This window comes from Chitinophaga agri (assembly GCF_010093065.1).
Lineage (GTDB): Bacteria > Bacteroidota > Bacteroidia > Chitinophagales > Chitinophagaceae > Chitinophaga > Chitinophaga agri.
This window is the reverse complement of sequence record NZ_CP048113.1, coordinates 2,083,804-2,108,279: the sequence shown is the minus strand read 5'-3', so window position 1 is coordinate 2,108,279 and position 24,476 is coordinate 2,083,804. Positions and strand designations below refer to the sequence as shown.

Genomic DNA, 24,476 nt, shown 5'->3' with positions numbered 1-24,476 from the left:
CATAGTCGTAGACCAATAGGCCGGAAAGAAGAACCAATATTAAAGATAACCCGTTCAGGAACTGTCAGCTACGGTTTCAGTAAAATATACAAGGGAAAAGCGTATAAAGACATGGATCATGACAATCTCCTGTTAGTGATCACCCGCCAGATGCTGCTAAGCACAATGATAACCATTGCGCTGATACAGGCATAGATAATGGGAGTTGCTGCGCTGCCACCGGCTGACTGCCGTTTTATAATAATACCATAAAGCGCCCAGATGGCCACTAGTCCGACGATTATATTATGCCTGCGTATAATCAGCAACGTTGCTCCGGCAGTACATAACAATATGAGAAAAATAGTCCCCGGCACACTCATGCCGTTCCATCCCAGGTACACCATGAATACGGCGACATTTGCCACTGTCGCAATGCAGATCCAGCCAAGATAAAGACTGAAGGGTACATGTATAAGTAATTTTTCCGTCCAGGAGGTAGCGCGGGGCAGGGAAATATTAAAATTCAGGTGAATAGCCAGCAAACATACCAGCAGGGCCACCATCAGCAGTACAGACAAAGGGAGCAGCTCATAATGCCAGGCGAACAGCCAGCAGGAATTGGCCATACAGCTGATCAGCCACCAACCACGTAACCGTTCCATAAATACGGTCAGTTCACGCGTACGGCCTTTGGAAAAAGCCAGCCATAACTGATAGATGACAAAGCCAAGTAATGTCAGGTAAATGAGGCCCCAGATTGAGAAAGTGATACCAGCTGGCGTAAAGAGATTGTCGTATTTATCAGAGATTGCACCCGTATCCTTGTTATTAATGATACCGAGGCTGGCCAGCGTATTTACAACAATCACCATTATGAACCCTATCGTATTGAAAATTGCACTGTTTTTATAATAAGGGGTTTTATGGGTGGTCGTCATAGATAGAAAAAGTTTTTAATTGACTGGGAATTAATATGCTAAAAGTCCCGCAAATATTGTTCCCCTTTTTCCTTACATTTGCGCCCATTATGACAGCAGAACAACTCAAAGCTATGAGGGACCGTCTCCATGTCCTGGGAGGTTTTCTTTGACGTCCAGGACCGCATAGCCAAAATAGAAAATGACAAACAATTAACGTTAGCCCCCGGCTTCTGGGACGACAACGCCAGGGCTACGTCGATTCTGAAAGAGATCAAAGTGAATAAGTTCTGGGTAGACATGTACGAAAACGTGCAGACGTCTATCGAGGATAGTGCTGTACTACTTGACTTCCAGAAGGAAGGCGAAGCCACCGAGGAAGAGGTAGAACAGGCTTACCAGGCTGCCACTGTGGCTCTTGACGAATTGGAATTTAAATCAACACTGAACGAACCGGAAGATGAGATGCCGGCAGTGCTTACGATCAACTCTGGCGCCGGTGGTACCGAAAGTCAGGATTGGGCCGAGATGCTGTTGCGTATGTATCGGATGTACGGAGAAAAGCAGGGTTGGAAAGTATCCGAGATCGATGTACAATACGGGGATGGCGCTGGTATTAAGTCAGCATCCCTGGAATTCGATGGCAGCTTTGCCTATGGGTTGCTGAAAGCGGAAAGCGGGGTGCACCGGCTGGTGCGTATCTCTCCGTTTGATGCCAATGCCCGTAGACATACTTCTTTCGCTTCCATATTTGTATATCCACTGGTGGATGATACCATTGAAATCGCTGTCAACCCGGCCGACCTGGAATGGGAGTTTTACCGTTCAGGAGGTAAAGGCGGACAGAACGTGAACAAGGTGGAAACCGCCGTGCGTTTGAAGCATATTCCTTCCGGCATCATTATCGAATGTCAGCAGGCTCGTACGCAGGGTGAGAACCGTGAAAAGGCGCTCACAATGCTGAAATCCCGCCTGTATGAAGAAGAACTGCGCAAACGGGAGGAACTTAAAAATGCCGCCAACGCTAATAAGCGTAAGATCGAATGGGGATCACAGATCCGTTCCTATGTATTCCATCCTTACAAGATGATCAAAGATCATCGTACGGATTATGAAGTAGGTAACGTACAACCTGTAATGGATGGCGAACTGGAGGGTTTCATCAAGGCTTACCTGATGATGGCCAAAGGAGAAGAATAATGTAACTTTGCCCATATGCCATGTGCTGATAAATTGACTTCGCTCAACTTATCAGCACTTTTGCATATTATATGGCACGTTGAAAAACAACAGACAAGTAATACAACAGCCCGTCAGACCCGTGCAGCAGACGTGCCGCTGACATTCATGACATGCCGGCCCAGCCAATTGCCAGAGAAGAGACATTCAACTGCCGCGCGTTATGACGTTACAACATTAGCAACTATACTTACAGATAAGTAGTAGAAACAACAAGATCGAAAACAAAAACATCTGAGAATGCATAATGCTTATTTCCAATTCGCTGCACCTGCCAATGAGCCAGTGTACAGCTATGCACCAGGTTCCCCCGAAAGGGAAGCGCTGAAAAAGCAACTGGCTGCCTTCAAAGCACAGGTTTTTGATATCCCGATGTATATCGGTGATAAAGAAGTGCGTACAGGTAAGACTATTGACATCCGTCCTCCTCACGAAATAAAGCATAAACTGGGGCATTTCCACGAAGGTGACGCCAGCCATGTAAAAGACGCTATCGCTGCCGCCCTGGCTGCCCGTACACAATGGGCCGACACCCCATGGGAACAGCGTGCTGCTGTATTCTTGAAAGCAGCTGAACTGATCGCTACCAAGTACCGCTACCACATTAATGCGGCTACCATGCTGGGTCAGAGTAAGAATGCCTACCAGGCTGAAATAGACAGCGCCTGCGAATTCATTGACTTCCTCCGTTTTAACGTTCACTACCTCGCTGATATATATAAACAACAGCCTTACAGCCCGCAGGGTATCCACAACCGCCTGGAATACCGCCCGCTGGAAGGATTCGTTGTAGCCATCACGCCTTTTAACTTTACCGCTATTGCCGGTAACCTGCCAACTTCTGCTGCCCTGTGTGGTAACGTAGTGGTATGGAAACCTGCATACACACAGGTGCTGGCTGCTCACGTGATCATGCAGGTGCTGAAAGAAGCGGGCCTGCCTGATGGTGTGATCAACCTGATCTACACAGATGGTCCTGTACTGGGTGAGATTGCATTCAGTCATCCTGATTTCGCTGGTATTCACTTCACTGGTTCTACCGGTGTATTCCAGCAAATGTGGAAGACGATCGGTACCAACATCCACAAATACAAAACCTATCCACGTATCGTAGGTGAAACCGGTGGTAAGGATTTCGTCCTGGCACACAAGTCGGCAGATGTTGACATTACCGCCATCGCACTCGCACGTGGCGCATTCGAATACCAGGGCCAGAAATGTTCCGCGGCTTCCCGCGCTTACCTGCCTTCCAACATTGCGGAAGCAGTAAAAGCAAAACTGGTAGCTGAACTGAAAACCATGAAAATGGGTACCACGGAAGATTTCGGCAACTTTATCAACGCCGTGATCGATGAGCGCTCTTTCGATAAGATCGCTAACTACATCGAGAATGCAAAGAAAGATCCGAAAGCGAAGATCATTGCTGGTGGTAACTACAGTAAGGCAGAAGGTTACTTCATCGAACCTACTGTCATCGAAGTAACTGATCCGCGCTATGTAACCATGTGCGAAGAGATCTTCGGACCCGTGCTGACCATCTATGTATACGAAGCAGATAAGTTCGAAGAGATCATGGATATTGTTGACACAACATCTCCATATGCACTGACTGGTTCTATCATTTCTCAGGACCGTTACGCTATTGACCAGGCAACTAAAAAACTGGTGAATGCAGCTGGTAACTTCTACATCAACGATAAACCTACCGGCGCAGTAGTTGGTCAGCAGCCATTCGGTGGTGCACGCGCTTCTGGTACAAATGATAAAGCCGGTTCCGCATTGAACCTCTACCGCTGGTTAAGTGCAAGAACGGTGAAAGAAACACTGGTACCGCCGACCGATTACAGGTACCCGTTCCTGAAAGAAGACAAATAATCAGGAATTGAGAATTAAGAATCAGGAATTGCAATGCAGCGAAGACCAGTGTTACAGATTAGGAGAGCAGCGTGTATGTATATTCATTGTATTCGTTAATGATCATCCTTAAAAATATAAGAGGGCATTCGCTATAGCGGACGCCCTCTTATATTAATATCAGTTAAATTAAGCAGTACCGTAAACTGTAGAAAGACTATTACTATTACTGCTCAATTCCTAATTGGAAATCCTCCTCAGCGCTTCCAGTGCTTCCGTCACATGCTTCGGGCCATCCATCAGGTTATTGAACACATACGTGATCACACCCTGCTTATCTACCACATAAGTTACTCTACCCGGAATAAACAGCTTTTTCGGTACGCCAAACAGTTTACGCACCTTGTTCCCCTCATCCGCCAGTAACGTGAACGGCAATCGGTGATGCTCGGCAAACTTCTTATGGGAAGCCACATTGTCTCCGCTGATACCGATCACTTTGGCTCCTTGGCTGGTAAATTGCTCATAGGAATCGCGGAAGGAACAGGCTTCTGCCGTACAGCCCCCCGTTTCGTCTTTAGGATAGAAATAGATGATCAGCGGCTGCTTACCAAGTACAGCACTGATATCAAATGGCTGACCGTTCTGGTCCTGCAATGTAAAAGGAGGTACTTTGTCGCCAGCTTTCAGCTGGCCCTGGGCTTTACCAAATAAAATCATAGATAGGATTATAAGTATGGTTGTTATTTTCTGCTGCATATGTGGCGATAAATGTACGTACGAAATAGAAAATAGGACGGAAACTTTTCTGACCGGCTATTAATCCCTATTTTTGACCCTTTAAATCCGCAAACTTTGAAGACCATATTGAATGGTACCCAGGTGGCCATAACGATAGACAGGCTTTGTCACCAGTTGATTGAAAATCATCTGGATTTCTCACAGAGTGTGCTGATAGGCTTGCAGCCGAGAGGGATCTACCTGTCAGACAGGATCTATCACACCCTGAAAAAATTACTGCCCGGAGTACATATCAATTACGGGAAACTGGACATCACTTTTTACAGAGATGATTTCAATACGCAGTTGCATGTACCCAATGAAACAACGATTGATTTTTCCCTGGAAAATAAAAAAGTGATCCTGGTGGACGATGTATTGTACACCGGTCGTACTACCCGCTCGGCACTGGACGCCATGCTCGATTTTGGTCGTCCGTCTGTAGTTGAGCTGCTGGTACTGATCGATCGCCGCTTTACACGCCAGCTGCCTATTCAGGCTGATTATACAGGTCGTACCGTAGACGCTATCATCTCCGAGAAAGTGAAGGTGCGCTGGTCCGATCGTGATGGTAAAGACGAGGTCATCCTTGAATAACCGGCATAGATGGATGTGCTGAATTCATCACATCCTGATTTTGATTTTGGGATTTGTAGTCAGGTCATTTATATTTGCATCTTAAATGTCATTATCAGTAAATCATCTTCTCGGAATTCGCGGTCTGCAGCGCCAGGATATTGAACTTATTTTCCAAACAGCTGATCAGTTCAAAGAGGTTTTACAAAGACCGATCAAGAAAGTTCCTTCGCTCAGGGATACCACCATCGTTAATTTATTCTTCGAAAATTCGACCCGTACACGTATTTCATTCGAGCTCGCTGAGAAAAGGCTGGGCGCAGATGTAGTGAACTTCTCTGCATCAGGCTCCTCCGTTTCCAAAGGTGAAACGCTCATTGATACGGTCAACAATATATTGTCTATGAAAGTAGACATGGTAGTAATGAGACACTCCGCCAGCGGTGCGCCTCACTTCCTGTCCAGACATATTGATGTACCTATCGTGAATGCTGGTGATGGTATTAATGAACATCCTACACAGGCGCTCCTGGATGCTTTCTCTATCAGAGAAAAGCTAGGCAGCCTGGCCGGTAAGAAGGTCGCTATCTGCGGCGATATCATGCACTCCAGGGTGGCACTCTCCAATATCTACTGCCTGAAGGAATTAGGTGCGGAAGTGACAGTGGTAGGTCCGCCTACACTAATACCGAAACATATGGAAACAGCCCTCGGTGTAAATGTCAGCTATGATATCCGCGAGACACTGGCATGGTGCGATGTCGCAAACGTCCTCCGTATTCAGCTCGAAAGACAGAATACGCCACTGTTCTCCTCTCTGCGGGAATATTCCCTGGCTTACGGTGTGAACAGAAAACTGCTGGATAGCCTGCAGAAGGAAGTTGTGATCATGCACCCTGGCCCCATTAACCGTGGCGTGGAACTGGATTCCGATGTGGCTGACTCCGGTCACTCCATCATCCTGAACCAGGTAGAAAATGGTGTAGCCGTACGTATGGCAGTGCTATATCTGCTGTCAGGAAAGAAATCCGGTAAACTGGTAGAATAATTATCTTATCGTAAAAATACATAGGGTGAAAGGCTTAGGCTTTTCACCCTTTTTTATTGTCTGGAAGTCCTGCCGGGGGATTGTGTCGGGAAGAGGTGCGCAGCTAAAAATTAGCATTCAGCCCCAGCGTAAATGAGCGGAAGAAAGGATATTGATAACCAATATTCGTTGCCTGTTCAGGATCATAGTATTTGATCCGCATTTTATTGATCTCCCATAGGTCCTGCCCGGAGAAATAAACCCGTAAACTGTTAATCAGCGGGTGAGCTCTGTCAAAGTGGAAAGTATAGCCCACCTGTAGGTTTTTAAGGCGAATATAGGATGCATTCATCACCCAGAAGGAACTAGACACCACATTCTGATTATAGCCGGCATATAGCCTTGGAAAGGCTGCATCCTGATTAGATGGTGTCCAGTGGTCAGCATGTATCAGCCAGGGCTGTTGCCAGCCATTCACAAATGGCATAGCATATTTACCCGGCATCAGCACTTTCCGCGCGCCGATTCCCTGAAAGAAGATGGACAGATCAAATCCTTTGGAAGAAAAACCCGCATCGAAACCATAAGAGTAGCGCGGCTGAGAGCTGCCCAGGTAGACCAGGTCGCCATGATCATCTTTGGTGTGACTCCCCCCGTCAATTTTCCCGTCGTTGTTAATATCGGCATAACGGATGTCACCTGGTCCTGTCGTCGCTTCCTGGTAAGCATGCCCCGCTACATCTGCTGGGGCCTGGAAGTATCCTGCTGCCTGATAGCCAATGATCGCATTGTAAGGCAGTCCGGGAAGTCCGCGGTTGATGCCATTCAGCCATGCAGAAGGCCCACTCACCCTTAAGATCTTATTCTGATCATCGAAAATATTCGCATTCACCCAGTAACTGAGCGGCCCACGGTTATCTCTCCAGCCAATATTCAGCTCCCATCCCCACGAACGCAACACAGCATTATAAAACCCGGGTTGCAGCCAGTTTACTTGTGGGAAGGTCTGTTCCGCGATCTGCATACGACCGTTATGCTTTACAAAGTAATCTGCATTGATATTTAGTCTGCCTTTGAACAACGTGAGATCAAGCCCCGCATTCGTTGTTGTAACTGTTTCCCAGTTATTATTCCCTGGTATGTATCGCTCATTATCTTCGTAAGCCATCAATGGGTAGGATGTAGGATGCAGTATCTGATCGCGATAGTTAAAATCATTCAACCCGCTGCGCCAGTTGAAGTTACCCAGCATGCCCCAGGACACGCGTAACTTGAACTCATCAAAGAAAGAGAACGCTGAAGCAAACCATTTTTCATTGTTCAGCCGCCAGCCCGCAGAGAAGGAAGGGAACAGATGTTCCCGCTGCATTTTCTTCTGTTGTGTACTGTTGTACGTCAACTGGGCACCTACCAGGTTCGCTTCTAATAAGTAACGGTCTTTGTAGTTGTAATTGATACGGGTGAATACAGATGCCAGCGAACCCGCGCCTTTAAAATGCCTTTGCTCCGTTTGCTCAGGATGATTAAAAGACAACTGTGCCAGTTCATTATCAGTCGCATTTGCTGCTGCTCTTACCCGCTGATGCTGATAGTGACTCTCATAGGCATAACCGCCAAGAATATGTACAGTGTGGGCTTTCCCTGCGGACAGGTCATAGTCTGCCAGCAATTGTAAACTATGCTGTACCTCCATGAGATATCCTCTTTTCAATGAGTTGGGATCATTGACGCTATTTACATATCCATCCCCGTTATAGAAGTTAACAGTGCGCTTTCCAAGTCCGTCATGAGTAGTGGTCAGCTGCGGACTATACACCGCTTTCAGTGTAAGCCCCTTATATAAATTCTCTGCTTTCAGCGTAAAGACCGCATCCGTATAGGAAGTCCCTTCGTCACGTTTACCTGCATTTTTCAATAGCGCAAAGCCATTGTACCCTGTGGTATAATTCGTCGTACCAGGCACGTATATCGGCACATTCGCCGGTGACTGATATAAAAAGTTAAGAATGCCGTAATTACCGTCTACGCGCCAGCCAGGTGAGAGAGTGTTACTTTTGGCATACTGCAGACTGGTCTCCAGACTCAGGACATCGCTGAAGCGGTTATTGAAATTGACCTGTATATTAGTACGGGAGGTTTTATCCCAGCCGGTATTGAATAATCCCTGTCTTGAGAATTGTCCCATGGAGATTAGGTATTGATGATCATCATTACCACCTTTTGCTGTGATCGTATAGGTGCTGGTAGTACTGTTATTACGGGCAACGTTACGCAGCTGATCAACATCATCGTAGTAGTTAAAGTTATGGGTACCGTCCAGCCGGGGCAGGAAGTTAATCTCCGGGTCCTTCATCAGACTAATATCCTGTGCGGACCAGACAGGTGAGAGTCCCGCATTTTGTGCTGCTTCATTCTGTAATGGGGCGGCCTGCCAGGAATGCATTCGTCTGGGAAGGGAAATAGGGCGTTCAATACCAAATAGGCTGCTGTATTCGACCGTCAGTTTCCCGCTTTTTCCCCGCTTGGTCGTGACCAGTACCACACCTGCCGCTGCCAACGGGCTATAAATAGAGGCAGCCGCAGCGTCTTTTAGTACAGAAATAGATTCAATATCATTAGGGTTTAGCAGCGAGATTGAACCAGGAGCTCCATCTATGAGCACCAGGGGCTCGCTGTAATTACCTGAGGAAACACCCCTGATCTGCAGGTTAAATCCTTCCTTGCCAGGTTGTCCGTTGTTACGGGTGACCAGCAATCCGGGCGCTGTCCCCTGCAGGGCGGCCATCACGTTTGTGACTGGTCTGCTTTTCAGCCGTCGGCCTTCCACTTTGGTGATAGCCCCGGTGATATTGGCTTTTGTATGCAGTCCATAGCCTATAATAACCAGGTCATTGAGTGTTTTGGTGTCGTTTTGAAGAATGATTTCCAGGGTTTTACGTTCACGCAGGGAGACTTCACGCGGTTCATAGCCAATGAGGGAAAACTGAAGGACGGCTTGTCCGTTGGTGACAGCCATGCGGAAGCGACCATTTTCATTGGTGCTGGCACCATTGTGTGTGCCTTTTTCCCGGATAGATACCCCAGCAAGTGGGTGTTCACCATCAGTGATTAGCCCTGTTATGACAAACCGTTCAGCTTCGGGGCTAACCGGCCGGCGTATCGTACCGGGCGTAACAGTTGTTTCCTCGTCGGGATACACGATAATTTGTTTGTTTCTGATCTCGAATACATAATCGCTGCCGGCAAATAGACGGCGTAGTACCACCGTCAGTGGTTGTCGTCGCACGTCCATGGTGACGGAGCGGGCGTTATCGAGTACGGTGGAAGATATAGCGAAGGTGAGGCCTGTCTGCTTCTCTATCAGGCGAATAACCTGCCGCAGACTGGTCCTGGATACTTTCAGTGTGACCTTAATTGAATCTCCATTCTGGAAGGCAATGATGGTGGAAGGAGCGGGGTTGGAATAGGATAAATAGGAAAATGACAGCCCCAGGCATACTAAAAAAAGTAGTATGCACCAGCGCCTATAGTAAGTCGCCTTACGGAATGCTCGTGTCGTAACCTGCATTTTCCTCCGGACGACTAATAAATTTCTACCAGGCTATCTTTTTGTACTGCCTGTACCTGTAATGTTTTAGACAGAATGTCCAGTACCTCGGTGAGAGATTCTTTATGGAAAGTAGCCAGCAATTTTTTGTCTGCCAGGCCTTCCCCTTTGAGAACAATATTAACCTTATAGTAATCTTCTAGTATTTCTGCCACTTCGGAGAGCGGAGCGTCTACGAAGGTCAGCTGACCTGTTTTCCAGGCTATAGGATTATTGTTCCGGTGATGACGTGTACTGATCGTGGTACCAGCCAGGAGCATTTCTGCTTCTTCACCGGGTGTGAGGATGACAGCATTTTTACCGTTCCGGTATATAGCTTTCACCTTTCCGCTTTGAACGAAGACTTTCACACCCTGTTTGGTCTCTTTTACATCAAAAGAGGTTCCGAGCACTTCAATGTCTACGTTTTTCAGGTGAACGGAGAAAGGTTTCTCCGGCATATGCTTAACATCTACGAATACTTCACCCTGTTGTACAAATATGTCCCTGCTGTTCTTCTGAAAATTGCGGGGGTACTTCACACTGGTATGTGCATTCAGATATAAGCGGGTGCCGTCCGGCAGTAAAAGACTATCTGTATTCTGAGCGGTTTGTTGCGCTATATAGGCAGGCTGGCGGTAGATGATCACCGCCGCAGCGATCACGATAGCAGCAGCGGCTGCTGCCCACCATGTACTGGTACCCAATGCTCTCGCCTTGCCTTTGGATGGTGTCGGAACGGCCTGTACCGGTGGAACAGTAACAGTAACAGGAGGTAGACTTGTAGCTGTCAGTTGTGCATCCAACAGTTGCCATTGATGGGCGATATCGTAGGAGCCAGTAGCTGGTAAAACTTCTCCCTGCCACAATGCTTTTGTTTCCAGGAAGATGTCCAGATTAGCAGCATCTAGCTGCAACCATTCATCCAGTGAACGTTTGTGCTCCTCATGCCCTGGTTCCTCCAGGTAGCGGATAACGACATCGATATCAGGTTGCTGTTTCATCTCTTAATATTAATACAATCAAAAATACCCTTACCATTAGTCCTTTTAAAAAAAACCTTTTCAGGAAGGCTATCCGTTTTCAGGTTTTACTATATAATAATATATATAGGTGCTAAACAGATAATATAAAGTAAAGTTGTCCGCTTACTGCTGGTTTAACAGACCAAGTCTGATTTTTTTCAATGCAGTGGTAAGATGCGTATAGACGGTGTTGATGGAAATGTTCAGTTGCTGGGAAATTTCGGTAGGAGACAATCCTTTGAACCGGCTCATTTCAAATACCCGGCGGCATTGGTCCGGCAGCTTCTCAAGGATAGATAAATACTGGGCTTCCAATTCTTTATGTTCCAGCAGGAGGTGTTCTACAGTCGATTCCGTAGACGTGAACTGCTGCTCTTTAGTGTATTGCTGCTGTCTCTGGGTCTTTTTAATACGGTTCAGGCAGGTATTTACCGTAGCCCTGGCCAGATAGTGCTGGACAGGCGCACGCTCGTCCAGATTATCAGCCGTGCGCCATAGATTCAGGAACACGTCCTGCACAACATCCTGTGCTTCGTCCTGGTCACGTAAGTATCGCAATGCGATATTGAACATGGAAGGTGAAAACTGATTGAACACAATTTCGAATACCTGTTTATCCCTGTTCCGGACCCCATTAACTATATCTGTATTGTTGAGCGGCAGCATCCTGTAACTTATCTTTTCTAATCTTTTTTATAATTGCTATTTGCAACAGACTAAAGTCGGCTATCAAAAACAGAACAAGGCAAAATTAGTTTATTATATCTATTAATTGGTCAATTGACTGACCAACGGCATTCATAACCAGAGATTTCAGAATCTTAGAAAATAAAATCCGCCACAGTAAAGGCTTTTCGGCGAAAAAGCCGAAAAGCTAAAAAAAAGACAAACTTTTTTTTCAAAAGGACTAATGGTAAGGATCAAGTTGGATGTATTGTATATGTAGACAGTGAACAAAGCGGCACTTTGCAGGCGCCTGCTAAACAAGTGCGGTTTAAAGAGTTTTTTATAACCATTTCGATATTGTAAGAAACCTAAAACCAATTTGTATGAAAACGACAAAGTTAGGCCTATCGGCACTTGTCGCCATGGTTATTGGAGCATTGGCCTTCAATTCCTTTGACGGGGGAACCATTAGTGGCAAAGTGACGCCGGTAGACGGAGCCGACGAAGTCTGGGCTATCTCAGGCATGGACACATTGAAAGCTCCAGTTACCGACGGCGCTTTTTCAGTACAGCCTGCGAAAGCAGGAACCTATACCGTGATTATCGACGCTAAAGATCCTTATAAAGACGCCACCCTTAAAGATGTGAAAGTCGAAGACGGCAAAGTAACAGACCTGGGGGAAATAAAGCTGGACTAAAACACCGCTTTAGCGTTAAAACTTACAACTCCTAAGCATGATAGGAAAGTTGAGACCTGTAACAACCGGCCGGCTCTTCTGGGCCGGTTTATTTTTTTCTTTAAAGTCCAGAGTTTCAATTCGAGGATGTTGTCATTAAACGTATTTTGGACTATTATAGTATTGGCTGAACACTTTTTTATTAATGGCTGGCCTTCACATAACTCTCTTCTTACTGCGCTTACTTTAGTTCCTGCTGAATAGTTAACCAGCATATTATCCGAAAATATAGTGACTGATCAGTCGTTCATTGATCACCAGACCTACCACCGTTGATCACCATTTGAATTGATTATCAATAGTAAATAGTCCTATTTGCCTCCGTTACACTCCCGTCAACGCTGGCTATTCATTAGCTGTAATATCATCTCCAATATATATGATCAGCACCTCCCTGATGCCCATCACTGCAAATAATACGTCTGCAACATTATTTACATTGATTACCAACTTGTTTTCTTTACATTAACCTTCATCGACTTTCTCTTTGTACTATCCCTAAATAGCCCGTCAACACATTACCCGGAAAAACAACATGACCATAGGTCCCTGCCATTATAGCTGTCAGGTATAGCTGGATGCCCCTTTCCTAGCTACAGATGCTGCCTTTGCCAATAACAGATACAACAATGTTAGTAAGGATTTCAAAGCGATCCTGAAGAAAGTACACGAAGCCGTCGTTTTCGCTTCACTAAGGGTCGATGTCTGGTTACAGGCTGTTATCAAATACCACGCTTCCCGCTTCCGCCCAGTATAATGTGCGAAAAGATGCAGTACATTCCCGCATGACAACATTTTTTCGGTCCGGTCAGCGGTTTCAAATATCTTAGCGGTGTACTGGTATATCTCAAACAGATCCATCCACAATTCGCGTTCCTCATTCCTAATTCTTTCTTTCCCGCTATCTTTACGCATCTGATTCATAAATCTCATGCGTACAGTTATTCTTCTATTGATTTCCAACACTTTTATGACCTTCGCCTGGTATGGCCACCTGAAATTTGAAAACGTTCCGCTCTGGAAGGTCATCCTTGTCAGCTGGGGAATCGCTTTCTTCGAATACTGCTTCATGGTGCCCGCTAACCGCTTTGGCGCACAGGAAGGATTTACCGGCTTCCAGCTGAAAACGATCCAGGAAGTAATCACCCTAACGGTCTTCAGTCTTTTCGCCATCTTCATCCTGAAGGAACCATTACGCTGGAACTATCTGGTGTCCTTCGTATTCATTCTTGGTGCGGTCTACTTCATGTTTAAAAAGTAGACATTTTCACCTTTTATCACATTTTCTTTTACGGCTATATTTAATCACTATTTTTGGCCACTGTTTAATAGACAAAAGCAATGGTTAAAGGATTCTGTTTAACACTGATTTCAGGACTATTCGCCGCTACCACATGGGCACAACGCTCTCCGGTCATTAATGCGGCTGACATAAAACTGCAATTCAAAAAGTTAGATACGCTTGGTAGCGTGTTATATATCGCCGCTCATCCTGATGATGAGAATACCCGTTTACTGGGATTCCTGGCGAAAGAGAAATTATATCGTACCGGATACCTCTCTCTCACCAGAGGGGACGGTGGTCAGAACCTCGTTGGTGACGAACAGGGGGAACTACTCGGCCTGATCCGTACACAGGAACTACTGGCTGCCCGCAGAATAGACGGAGCAGAACAGTTCTTTACCCGTGCACTCGATTTTGGTTTCTCTAAAAACCCTGCAGAGACATTCACTATCTGGGATAAAGAAAAGATCCTCGGAGACGTGGTCTGGATGATCCGTAAATTCCAGCCCGACGTGATCGTATGCCGCTTCCCACCAGATAGCCGTGCGGGCCATGGTCATCATACTGCATCGGCAATGCTGGCAGAAGAAGCATTCGAAGCTGCCGCTGATCCTGCACGTTACCCCGAACAACTGAAGCATTTAAAGCCCTGGAAGGCGCACCGCATCATGTGGAACACCTTCAACTGGGCTGGTACTGTCGATAATTCTGATGGTAAATTATATGAGCTGAATGTGGGCGCCTTCAATTACCTGCTGGGTAGGGGATATGGTGAAATAGCGGCCGAAAGCCGTTCCCAGCATAAAAGCCAGGGCTTTGGCGTTCCGGCTTCAAGAGGTAGTTCCTATGAGTATTTCGCGCCGATAAAAGGTGGTAAACCTGTTTATAGTCTGCTGGATGGTGTCAACACCTCCTGGTCCCGCATCCCTGGCGGTAAAGCCATCGGAGAGAAGGTGGACAAAGCACAGGCAGCCTTCAACATAGAAGATCCCGCTGCTTCTGTTCCTGCCCTGCTGGACATCCGCAAAGCGATTCAAGCCCTGCCTGATGGCTACTGGCGTACACAGAAACTGAAAGAAACTGAAGACCTGATAACGGCATGTGCCGGTCTCTGGATGGAAGCCTACAGCAACAGCCAGACCGTTGTTCCGGGTCAACCGATGCAGGGAAGTGTACAGCTCCTTTGCAACAGTAACACGAATGTCACGGTAGAACAGATCACTTTCGGTGGAAAAGACACCACCTTCAATAAACTGCCGCTGGAGAATAACCGTCTGCGTACCATCGCAGAGATGATGACACTGCCGGCTAATCAGGAAGAATCGCAGCCTTACTGGCTGCAGGCGCCACATCCGATAGGTATCTATACCATCAGGGATGCTATGCTGGTAGGATATCCGGAGAATAAGCCTGCACTTGAAGCCGTTATCAGACTGCGTATCAATGGGGAACAGCTGACAGTTACCAGGCCTGTGCAATATAAATTTACCGATCCCGTTAAAGGTGAATTATATGAGCCACTGGTAGTGGCGCCGCCTGTAGTCGCAGCGCTGAACAACAACGTATTTGTCTTCACTCAGACCCAGCCACAGCCGGTACAGATCAAGCTCCGGGCAATGGGCGCAAAGAATAGGGGAACCGTACGTTTACAGCTGCCTGCCGGCTTTACCAGCCAGGAAGCAGAACAGCAGTATGAACTCGCTGCAAAGGGAGACGAAGCGGTTGTAACCTTCCATATCGCCCCACTTAAAGTAGCCGGTATCAACCGTACGGATACACTACGTGTTGAAGTACGCAGTGAAGGTAAAGTATACACGCAGAGTGTACGCACGATTGCCTACGATCATATTCCTGACATCACTATCTTCCCGGATGCTACTGCCCGCCTGGTTACAGTAGACCTGCAGCGTAACGGCCGCAAACTGGGATACATTGCCGGTGCTGGCGATATGGTGGCTGCCTCGCTCAGACAGGTAGGTTACGAAGTGACCTTACTGGATGAAAAAGAGATCATGAACGGTGACCTCCAGCAGTATGATGCTATCATAGCAGGTGTGAGAGTCTATAATATCAATCCACGTATCAAATACTTGCAGCCGCGCCTCATGGAATACGTAAAGAACGGCGGTACTTACCTGGTACAGTATAATGTAAGCTCTCCACTGATGACCACTGATATCGGTCCTTATCCGTTTACACTTACCCGTGACCGTGTGACTGATGAAACTGCAGCTGTAACTATTTTACAGCCACAGAGTGAAGTGATGCATTATCCTAACCATATCACCGACCACGATTTTGATGGCTGGATACAGGAGAGAGGACTTTACTTTACACAAATGGCAGATCCTGCCTATCAAAAGCTCTTCGCCATGCATGACAAAGGGGAGGAAGCATTACAGGGTTCCACACTGGTAGCGGATTACGGCAAGGGAAGATATGTGTATACATCCCTGGCCTTTTTTAGGGAGCTGCCAGCAGGTGTGCCAGGCGCCTACCGTTTATTTGTCAATCTTATTTCTAAAAAGAAATAGACTAAAAATATATCAAACCATCCCATGAGCAATAAACGTGAAAGTGGATCGAGACTCACTATTATGGCCGTCTTATGTATTATAGTCGGACTGGTCATAGGTTTTGGGATCAAAAGAGTGCATATTGGCCTGCTGATCGGCCTTGGATTGGGATTGCTCAGCGGAAACATGCTAAAGAAGAGGAATTAGGAATTGGTCATTAGGAATTATATTTCATAAGTGCCTGCAACGTTATCAATCATCTTTTTGTAAAAGAATGAGGAACAGTAGTTATCATCTGGGGATATAACATTTTTTCAGATAAACCAATTCCTAGTTCCCAATTCCTAATCTCACAACACCATCTGTTATGAAAGAAGAAGGCTCTTACAATTACTGGCGCCTCTGGTATGCATTTGTCATTGCCTGGCTGGTACTCCTGATTGGAGGATTTTATTTGTTCACTAAAGTATTTTCATGAGCGTAGCTGATTGGATCGTACTGGTGGTTACACTGGTCGGTATCATCCTGTATGGCGTATGGAAAAGTCGTGGTCAACGCGACATGCAGGGTTATTTTCTGGATAACCAGTCCATGCCCTGGTACATTGTGCTATTATCTATTATCGGTACCCAGGCCAGTGCCGTAACATTCCTGTCTGCTCCCGGGCAAGCCTATACTGACGGCATGCGCTTCGTGCAGTATTATTTTGGTTTGCCGCTGGCAATGGTAGTCTTATGTATCACCTTCGTGCCCATCTTTCATAAACTGAAAGTATTTACTGCCTACGAATATCTGGAGCAACGTTTTGACCTGAAAACCCGTACGCTGACATCCGGGTTGTTCCTGCTACAGCGTGCATTATCTACAGGTATCAGCATTTACGCACCATCTATTATCTTATCCTCACTATTGGGCTGGAATATCTACCTGACCAATGTGATTATGGGGGGCTTACTCATTATTTACACGGTATCGGGGGGAACGAGGGCGGTTAGTTATACGCAAACTTTCCAGCTGGCGATCATCTTCGCCGCTATGTTCCTGGCAGGTTGGATGGTGGTGCATATGTTGCCTGCCGATGTCGGGTTTAAGGAAGCATTACAGGTGTCCGGTAAGATGGATAAGCTGAATGTGATCGTCACAGACTTTAACTGGAAAGACAGGTATAATATCTGGAGCGGTCTGATAGGTGGGTTCTTCCTTGCGCTGTCCTACTTCGGTACGGACCAGTCGCAGGTAGGGCGGTACCTCACAGCCCGTTCCGTTAAGGAAAGCCGTCTGGGGTTGTTGATGAACGGACTGGTGAAAGTACCTATGCAGTTCCTCATTCTATTGATCGGTGCGATGGTGTTTGTGTTCTACCTGTATTTCAAGGCGCCGGTATTTTTTAATGAGGCGCAGATCAAAAAAGTGCATAATTCAGAAGAAGGTGCAGCTTTCAGGGTGGTAGAAAATAAATACAATCAGCTTGCGACAACCAAAGAACAGCAGGTAAGGGAAATGGCAGCAGCCATTAAAGGTGGGGATGCAGCGGTGATCGCAGAGAAGAAATCTGCATTACAGGCCACGGAAGCCCGTTCTGCTGCTACCCGTGAGGAAGCGATCACCCTCATCAAAAAGGCAGATCCGGCAGCAGATACAAATGATACGAACTATATCTTCCTGCATTTTGTGGTGAATAATTTACCGAAGGGATTGGTCGGACTGCTGATCGCAATAATATTTTTGGCGGCCTGGGGGAGTATTGCAGCTGCACTGAACTCACTGGCTTCCACGACTGTGATCGATATCTATCAGCGGTTGTTTAAGAAGGAGGAAAGTGATGCACATTATTTATCTGTGTCGCGCTGGTGGACGGTGTTTTGGGGCATTTTCTGTATCGTGGTAGCGCAGTTTGCGAGTCAGCTGGGTAGTTTGATCGAGGCTGTTAATATCCTGGGATCGCTGTTCTACGGCGTGATACTGGGTATCTTCCTGGTAGCATTTTATTGCAAGAGAATTGGCGGATCTGCGACATTCTGGGCGGCTATTATTTCTGAAGCAGGTGTAATTGTTATCTATCTGCTGAACATTGTTTCCTTCCTCTGGCTCAATGCTATTGGCTGTTTGCTGGTCCTGGGTATCGCTGCGGTCCTGCAGCTGGTAATTGGAAAGAAGCAGCGCAAAGTACTGGTATAAAATAAAGAAGCCCGGCAGTTTGCCGGGCTTCATGCTTTGTAAAAAGAACAACTTATAAAGAAGCGATAATCTTCTGATTGATCACTACATAGTCATCATTTTTTGCTGCTTTAGCCAGCTCGATCGCTTTTTCAGCAGTTGCTTTAGCGGCTTTCTTATCGCCAGCTTTAGCCTGTATACGTGCTTTCAGCGTAGCGATCCAGAAAGCGGTCGGATTTTCCTTTACAGCTTCTTCGGCCCATGCCAGTGCCTGTTTCAGGTCACGGTTGGTTTCGTAGTAGTAGGTAGCTGCCTGGAAGTAAGGTTTTTTATCACCTTTCATTGCAGCGTCCAGCTGTGCCATGATCTTGCTGTCAACTTCAGCAGCCAGTTCAACGGAAACCATTGTTTTTTCCCAGATCAGCATCATTCTGGTAGAATTTGCTGTTACATTGTCGAAATTGATCATGAAGTTTTCAACAGAGAAAGGCAGTTCGGTAGGTTTCACTTTTACGCGAACAACATCATTTTCCGGCTTGTAAGCAGCAGGGCTGGTTACATCCAGGCTTTTTGTCAGGATCACAGTCCACTCGGTTTTGCCAGGTATAGTCAACAGACCATATTTACCGGCTTTTACATCGGTACCGCCAAATTTGATGTCATCTCCAAAGGTGATAACAGTTGCGCCATTGGCACCGGTTCTCCATACTTTGTCGAAAGGAACTAAGTCGCCCATCACTTTTCTTCCTTTGGTAGCAGGACGGGAATAATTTACTTCAACAAAAGATAATGCGAAGTCCTGGTGGATGGTTTGTCCAGGGCTCGGAGCCGGCATTTTAACGCCCTGAGCGAAAGACAACTGTGCACACAGCAATAAAGAACAACCTGCTGACAGGTAACGGAACAGAGATTTCATATGTGTTTCGTTTGGTGGTTTAATAAGTTGCAAAGATGAGGCAACTTTATCATACCATCAACCCACTTATCATTCAATTATTCCGTTTCTGAAAGCGTGCATGACCAGGCCGACGATATTTTTAGCGCCGGTCTTCTCCAGTAACTTCTGGCGAAGACCTTCTACCGTGCGTGGGCTGAGGAATATTTCCTTGGAGATCTCCTGGGTCGTATGTTCGTTACAGATAAGACGCAGGACTTCCAGCTCGCGGTCGGTGAGCTGCACTTCATTTCTGAAGGTGGGTTTAAAGTGTTGCTTGTTCTTGTGCATGACTTTCTTGAGCAGGGCGAGGTTTACATTCTCATTGAAGTAAAAGCCCTTTTCGTAGGTTGTGCAGATAGCTTCATAGATCTCTCCTGGTTCTGCATTTTTGAGCAGATAGGCGTTAGCGCCATTTTCGATGAGATGTACAATGAAGTTGTCGTCTTCATACATGGTTAGTACGATCACTTTAACATTTGCGTATTTCTCGCGCACTTTTTTGGTGGCTTCAATACCGTCCATATTGGGCATCTTCAGGTCCATCAGGATAACGTCAGGTTGTTGTTCTTCCATTATCTGCAGCAGGTGCGCCCCATCTTCAGCTTCAAATACAACACTTATGTTCTCATATGGGGTGAGGGTATTAATAACGCCGCTGCGAAAGATCTTATGATCATCGGCAATGGCCACCTTAATGTTGTTCACCATAGGGGGAGGCTGTTTAAGTATTTTGATAGAAATGTCCCTTGTGTCGCCAATAGTATAATGTGACAGGAGCGGGGAATAAAATCCACGTTTATACTATTGGTAACTATTTAACAGGACAAAGCTAGAAAAATTCGTCTTATTCGTCAGCGCTTTGATAATTTTCCACTTTGATTTCGGCGTTAGTGCCACTATCTATACCCGGAAGGTAAGCAATAGTGCCGCCTATTACGTTGAGGCGGCTTTCAATGTTTTTCAGTCCCAGACTGCCTGTTTTCTGACGGGAATTATCGAGCGAACGGAGCAAAAGGCCATTGCCATTGTCCATTACATTGATCGTCAGGCCATTACTGTTACATCTATAGGTTATTTCGATCTGAGTAGCCTGAGCGTGTTTAAGAATATTATTGATGAGTTCCTGTACAACGCGGTAGATATTCAATGCTTTTTCTATGTCAACGTGGTGTGGGTTCCCTTCGTCCTTGAACGAGATCTTTACCTGTTTGTTCTTGTTCATCAGGTTACAGAACGAGTCAAGGGCCTTGGAAAGTCCCAGGTTTTCAAGCGCTTGTGGGTGGAGGCTTTGCGAGATGAAGCGGAGATGCTGTATGATCGTATCTGTAAAGTCTTTGGTTTCCTTCAGATGTTCCAGTTCTCCATTACCGGTTTTTAATAAAGGTTGCAGTTGGTTCAGATTGAGTTTAAGCACGGACAACTGCGCCCCCACTTCATCATGCAGATCTTCTGCGATACGTTTTCTTTCCTGCTCCTGTCCCTGGAGAATCGCCATCAGTCGTTCTTTTTGTAACTGAAGGTCTTTATCACGGATGGCCAGCTTGTGTTGAATTACCTGTTTCTGCTGAAGGATGACTAATACGATCACCAGGATACTAAGTAATAACATCACTGCGGTCCCGATAATAAGCAGGTCTGAAAAAATCATGAACGGATCTTTTTTACTTTGGTGAGACCAATATACAAAAGGACGAGCTGAATAATGCCGGCAATAAATGTAATTGCGAGCGTCAGCCGGGTAGAGCCTTTTACACCCTGGTAGCCAAAATTCATTAAGTTATAAGCAAGGGAAAAGAGAAAATAACCACAGTGATAAACGAAAATTCCGGAATTGTACCAGAAATCGGGTAATGAATTAATAAAAACAGACTGTTTAACCAGTTCATCATCACGTAGCAGCTGATAAAAGAAGATCGCACAGTAGATCATCAGGATAAATGTCTGTGCAGATATGGCATATGAGTTGAATTGGTTCGGTCCCTCTATAGTCACATAATCCAGAATGACAAAAGCTAACACCGGGAAGATCATCCCCAGGATTGTATTTCGTACGGTCTTGTATTTGATAACTGCATGAAAGTAAAGAGAGAGTATTACGAACGCAATGAAATACATCGTGTTATAAAACCAGAGATTATTACCCCATAACTGCGCGATTAATTTTGAGCCGCCGGCAAAGATGATACTGGATACCAAAAAATAAAAAATCCACTTGCTACTTTTATTGAGTTTGCCGAAGTGAATTATAAAGGGGATCAAAAGCAAGCATTCGATCCCCCACATAATGTAAAACAAAATCAGATGAATTGACACTTAGTTTGGGTTTAATTGATGAACCACTCACGGACAATCAGCAGGGCAAGGCAGACCGTTATCCAGTGCTCCACCTTCGTCTTCATCGCTACCTTTCGCTGCCGCTGTGGCCATGAAAGAGTTCACCTCTGAAGGTTGTTGTTTTTTCTTATACAGGATGTTTTTTCCTGCTTTGTCTACGGCATAGATGACCATTTTCTTGTCGTCTTTTCCATCGTGGTCGCTATCGTCACCGTAATAAATACGTAAACCGGCGATATCTTCCTGACAGCTAAGGAGTTCAAGTAATTTTTCCTTACCGAAGAAATAAGCCTGAATGAACTCATTGCCATGCTTTTTGTGTTTCTTTCTGAAGTAATTGTCCCTTAATCTGTCGGCTTCCTTTCTGGAGATGAAGTCGCCCGTGTCTGGGGGGAAATGTTTAGGAATGTCCATGGTTGTGCTGTGGTTTTAAGTTGATGGTAAAATTATTACAAATAATCACTTGACAAACTTTATGCGTATATAACATCTTTGTACCATGTTGTGTTGTGTAAATGTATAAATATATTGTAAATCAGTAGCTTAGAGTTAGAATGCTACCGCATTGACCGCAAGCAGCCCCGTACATACCGATGAAAAATGCGTAGAACTACGTATTCTTATAAAACAGTAGGATAACGCTTGTCTGCCGGAAATAACTTTTCAATCTTTGCACTGTGAGTTATGGTTAAGTTCTTTGACTCATACGAGCAATAGCAAATGGGCCTTTCTACCCGTGTTTGTTCTTCCTTGCTTAGACATGCAGAGAAAAAAGCGGCTACACCATATCGGCCAGAACGAGGTTAAGTATGTTAACCCCTTCTTTTAATTCTTAAAGCTTTGAGCTATGTGTTATCTGTTAATCGGAAACATTTCTGCACTGATGTCTGATGATTGCATGGAGCCTCTGGTAAATGCGCGTTTACGTGTATACTTACCAGATGGCCAATACCCCAAAAGAAATAACCCCAAAACGGATATTTTTTACGGGCCAGGTCAATTAACAAAAGCACAGGTGGATGCGAAGCGTGATCGCTTACTCGCTGAAGCCAGACTGGACGAACGAGGAAATTTCAGACTGACCTGGGAACAACTACATCTTTTTACGGAACCACTTGAACTGGACATCTGCATACACCACATGCCCGAACAGGCAGACATCAGAGGGTTGGAAACCAACTATCATCTGAGTACCGTAATACCGCAATGGACACGTTCAGGACAGCGATACGTCGCTGCTTATGCATACATCATTCCAGTGGAAAGCTGGAATCAAATTAGGGCCAATTATGGTACCTGGGTAATTGCCGGCACAGTAAGGCGGCTACACACCAGAGAGGGACAAACACAACTTAGACTCGAAGCGTACAATGCCGGAAACCATCGTCTGTTAGGATGTGCGCGTACCGATGAACAGGGCCGGTATCAACTCCGGTTCAGCAAAAAAGAACTGACCAGCAGCTTAATGTTGGTTGGTGAGCCAAGGGAACAACTGGGCCCGGATATCTATTTTAAGGTATATCGCGATAAGCAGCTGATTTGGGAAGAAGACCCCAGAACGGCCATGATGCCAGGACGAAAGTCAGTTGCCCCCTGTAGTACGATCAACATCAACATCAGGGAGTCCACTTTCAGAAAAATATCGGGTTATGTACCTGGTTGGCTGAGCAACTGGGCTGTGGCCGGACGAAAGTCATCACTGGTAGACCATTAAATAGTTTAAGTGCTATTTAACCTATATTATGTATTGTAAGCCCCAGTCTTTCGTTTGGTAACCCGCACATACACAATTTCATTACATTAAAAAGCTACTCTTCTGTTCTTGAAGAGTAGCTTTTTTTATGTATTCCGTTTATTCCTAGAAGTTAGTATTCACAATCAGACCCGCCCTGTCGGCATTCACAAAGTCCATTGGAATTACGCCATACCGGCCATGTGCTGCGCTGGTAAAATAGGTGTTGATCCTCGGGTTAATGTTACCGGAAACAGTGGTAATGCTCGGAATACTGAAGATCAGTGATTTGTAACCGCTGGTGTAGTTGATGTACAGTGTATTGTTGCTTTGGGTGAAAGCCTCCGTGAACAGGTTCGTCACGTTGGTCCATTTAGCATTGTTATCAGGTACTACATACTGGTCCTGGATCTTCAGGGTTGCATTACTGTTGCTGATGGTGAAAGTGGTATTGTCAGCCCAGTTGGTCGCTTCTATACCTTTAGGCGTGCCCGTTGCACCAAATCTTCTCAGTAATACGATCTTACCTCTTACCTGGCCCAGGGTCGGGATAGTAGCGCCGGTAGACCAGAAACTGGCATACTGCTGTACATACGTGTCGAAGGTTTGCTCAAATGTACGGGTGTTGTCAGTTGCGTCATACTCTTCTTTTACGCTCATAATAATAGTCTCCTGCGGATGGCTGGTCAGGAAACTGGTACACGCCTGCAGTACATCATCGAAGTTCAGGTTCTGATAGATAGATCCGTGGTGAATGGCAAAGGCATTACCAATGTGACGGCAACGGATGTCCAGGTAGCGTACACCTGCTTCCAGCTGCTGTGCAATGGTCAGGTCTTGGCATTTTGCGGTTCCAGCTACTGGTTCTGTGCGTGCACCACTGTCGTGGGTACCTGGGATAGACAGGGCTGCAAGACTGGTATTGTCAGCCAGGCCGCTCATCCAGCTGTTCATCGCTACAGCGGTAGCCTGTGCGGTTATGGCTACCTCATTGTCAGCACGCAGGGCGGGTTGTGAAACTTCCTCTTTGGAACATGCAGTAAAGAATACAGTGGACAGCAACAGGCTGGCAACGGGCATGAAACGTTGTGTTTTCATCTTGTAGTTGTAGGTTTAAGGTTTATAT

General features: G+C 46.0%; 21 protein-coding genes. 10 read left to right on the top strand and 11 right to left on the bottom strand.

The features are described from left to right. Positions 1–116 precede the first annotated feature (116 nt). Complete coding sequence (locus GWR21_RS08080; protein WP_162331240.1) at positions 117–920, bottom strand: tryptophan-rich sensory protein; 804 nt, start codon at positions 918–920, stop codon at positions 117–119. A gap of 89 nt (positions 921–1,009) precedes the next feature. On the opposite strand from GWR21_RS08080, the gene prfB reads away from it, so the two are divergent. Both prfB and pruA read left to right on the top strand, forming a co-directional pair. Next, positions 1,010–2,099, top strand: a protein-coding gene (prfB, locus tag GWR21_RS08075; RefSeq protein WP_202929068.1) for a peptide chain release factor 2 whose coding sequence is annotated in 2 segments (ribosomal slippage) — positions 1,010–1,069 and positions 1,071–2,099 — 1,089 coding nt in all. Because the reading frame shifts where the segments join, the coding sequence is not laid out codon by codon here. A 279-nt stretch (positions 2,100–2,378) separates the two neighbouring features. Continuing rightward, a complete protein-coding gene (gene pruA, locus GWR21_RS08070) occupies positions 2,379–4,013 on the top strand; it encodes an L-glutamate gamma-semialdehyde dehydrogenase (RefSeq protein ID WP_162331238.1) in 1,635 nt (544 codons plus the stop codon). Positions 4,014–4,232: 219 nt separating this feature from the next. On the opposite strand, the gene GWR21_RS08065 is transcribed toward pruA, so the two are convergent. After that, positions 4,233–4,712 carry a peroxiredoxin gene (locus tag GWR21_RS08065; protein ID WP_162331237.1) on the bottom strand — a complete coding sequence of 160 codons (480 nt, stop codon included), beginning with the start codon at positions 4,710–4,712 and terminating at the stop codon, positions 4,233–4,235. Between the two features lie 135 nt (positions 4,713–4,847). On the opposite strand from GWR21_RS08065, the gene pyrR reads away from it, so the two are divergent. Then, complete coding sequence (gene pyrR, locus GWR21_RS08060; RefSeq protein WP_162331236.1) at positions 4,848–5,369, top strand: bifunctional pyr operon transcriptional regulator/uracil phosphoribosyltransferase PyrR; 522 nt, start codon at positions 4,848–4,850, stop codon at positions 5,367–5,369. Positions 5,370–5,454: 85 nt separating this feature from the next. Beyond that, positions 5,455–6,396 carry an aspartate carbamoyltransferase catalytic subunit gene (locus GWR21_RS08055; RefSeq protein ID WP_162331235.1) on the top strand — a complete coding sequence of 314 codons (942 nt, stop codon included), beginning with the start codon at positions 5,455–5,457 and terminating at the stop codon, positions 6,394–6,396. Positions 6,397–6,499: 103 nt separating this feature from the next. Here GWR21_RS08055 and GWR21_RS08050 read toward each other — a convergent pair whose 3' ends face one another. From GWR21_RS08050 to GWR21_RS08040, 3 genes are all read right to left on the bottom strand, one after another. Next, entirely contained in the window at positions 6,500–9,943 is a 3,444-nt protein-coding gene (locus tag GWR21_RS08050) for a SusC/RagA family TonB-linked outer membrane protein (RefSeq protein WP_162331234.1), read from the bottom strand. 14 nt (positions 9,944–9,957) lie between these two features. Beyond that, positions 9,958–10,965: a FecR family protein gene (locus GWR21_RS08045; protein ID WP_162331233.1), complete on the bottom strand. Its 1,008-nt coding sequence runs from the start codon at positions 10,963–10,965 to the stop codon at positions 9,958–9,960. A gap of 144 nt (positions 10,966–11,109) precedes the next feature. Beyond that, positions 11,110–11,652 carry an RNA polymerase sigma factor gene (locus GWR21_RS08040; protein WP_162331232.1) on the bottom strand — a complete coding sequence of 181 codons (543 nt, stop codon included), beginning with the start codon at positions 11,650–11,652 and terminating at the stop codon, positions 11,110–11,112. 383 nt (positions 11,653–12,035) lie between these two features. Here GWR21_RS08040 and GWR21_RS08035 point away from each other — a divergent pair, with 383 nt between their 5' ends. The 5 genes from GWR21_RS08035 to GWR21_RS08015 all read left to right on the top strand — a co-directional run bounded on the left by GWR21_RS08035 (position 12,036) and on the right by GWR21_RS08015 (position 18,368). Next, positions 12,036–12,350, top strand: coding sequence for a carboxypeptidase-like regulatory domain-containing protein (locus GWR21_RS08035; protein ID WP_162331231.1), 315 nt, complete (start codon positions 12,036–12,038; stop codon positions 12,348–12,350). A 970-nt stretch (positions 12,351–13,320) separates the two neighbouring features. Next, positions 13,321–13,650 carry a DMT family protein gene (locus tag GWR21_RS08030; RefSeq protein WP_162331230.1) on the top strand — a complete coding sequence of 110 codons (330 nt, stop codon included), beginning with the start codon at positions 13,321–13,323 and terminating at the stop codon, positions 13,648–13,650. A gap of 80 nt (positions 13,651–13,730) precedes the next feature. After that, positions 13,731–16,208 carry a PIG-L family deacetylase gene (locus GWR21_RS08025; protein WP_162331229.1) on the top strand — a complete coding sequence of 826 codons (2,478 nt, stop codon included), beginning with the start codon at positions 13,731–13,733 and terminating at the stop codon, positions 16,206–16,208. Positions 16,209–16,232: 24 nt separating this feature from the next. After that, a complete protein-coding gene (locus GWR21_RS08020; protein WP_162331228.1) occupies positions 16,233–16,397 on the top strand; it encodes a hypothetical protein in 165 nt (54 codons plus the stop codon). Positions 16,398–16,664: 267 nt separating this feature from the next. Continuing rightward, the gene (locus tag GWR21_RS08015; RefSeq protein ID WP_162331227.1) at positions 16,665–18,368 is read left to right on the top strand and encodes a sodium:solute symporter; all 1,704 of its coding nucleotides are present in this window, start codon (positions 16,665–16,667) and stop codon (positions 18,366–18,368) included. A 52-nt stretch (positions 18,369–18,420) separates the two neighbouring features. Here GWR21_RS08015 and GWR21_RS08010 read toward each other — a convergent pair whose 3' ends face one another. The 5 genes from GWR21_RS08010 to GWR21_RS07990 form a co-directional block, all read right to left on the bottom strand. Further along, positions 18,421–19,263 (bottom strand): DUF2911 domain-containing protein, encoded by an 843-nt coding sequence (locus GWR21_RS08010; RefSeq protein ID WP_162331226.1) that lies wholly within the window; start codon positions 19,261–19,263, stop codon positions 18,421–18,423. A gap of 69 nt (positions 19,264–19,332) precedes the next feature. Then, positions 19,333–19,992: a response regulator transcription factor gene (locus GWR21_RS08005; RefSeq protein ID WP_162331225.1), complete on the bottom strand. Its 660-nt coding sequence runs from the start codon at positions 19,990–19,992 to the stop codon at positions 19,333–19,335. Positions 19,993–20,128: 136 nt separating this feature from the next. After that, entirely contained in the window at positions 20,129–20,932 is an 804-nt protein-coding gene (locus tag GWR21_RS08000) for a sensor histidine kinase (protein WP_162331224.1), read from the bottom strand. Beyond that, on the bottom strand, positions 20,929–21,480 hold the full coding sequence (locus GWR21_RS07995; protein WP_162331223.1) for a hypothetical protein: 552 nt from the start codon (positions 21,478–21,480) through the stop codon (positions 20,929–20,931). Before GWR21_RS07995 ends, GWR21_RS08000 begins: the two co-directional genes overlap by 4 nt. A gap of 144 nt (positions 21,481–21,624) precedes the next feature. Further along, complete coding sequence (locus GWR21_RS07990) at positions 21,625–22,032, bottom strand: hypothetical protein (RefSeq protein WP_162331222.1); 408 nt, start codon at positions 22,030–22,032, stop codon at positions 21,625–21,627. Positions 22,033–22,465: 433 nt separating this feature from the next. Between GWR21_RS07990 and GWR21_RS07985 the strand changes: the two genes are divergently transcribed. Further along, positions 22,466–23,332 (top strand): hypothetical protein, encoded by an 867-nt coding sequence (locus GWR21_RS07985; RefSeq protein WP_162331221.1) that lies wholly within the window; start codon positions 22,466–22,468, stop codon positions 23,330–23,332. 144 nt (positions 23,333–23,476) lie between these two features. Here GWR21_RS07985 and GWR21_RS07980 read toward each other — a convergent pair whose 3' ends face one another. Then, entirely contained in the window at positions 23,477–24,448 is a 972-nt protein-coding gene (locus GWR21_RS07980; RefSeq protein WP_162331220.1) for a phosphatidylinositol-specific phospholipase C, read from the bottom strand. Between the last annotated feature and the right edge of the window lie 28 nt (positions 24,449–24,476).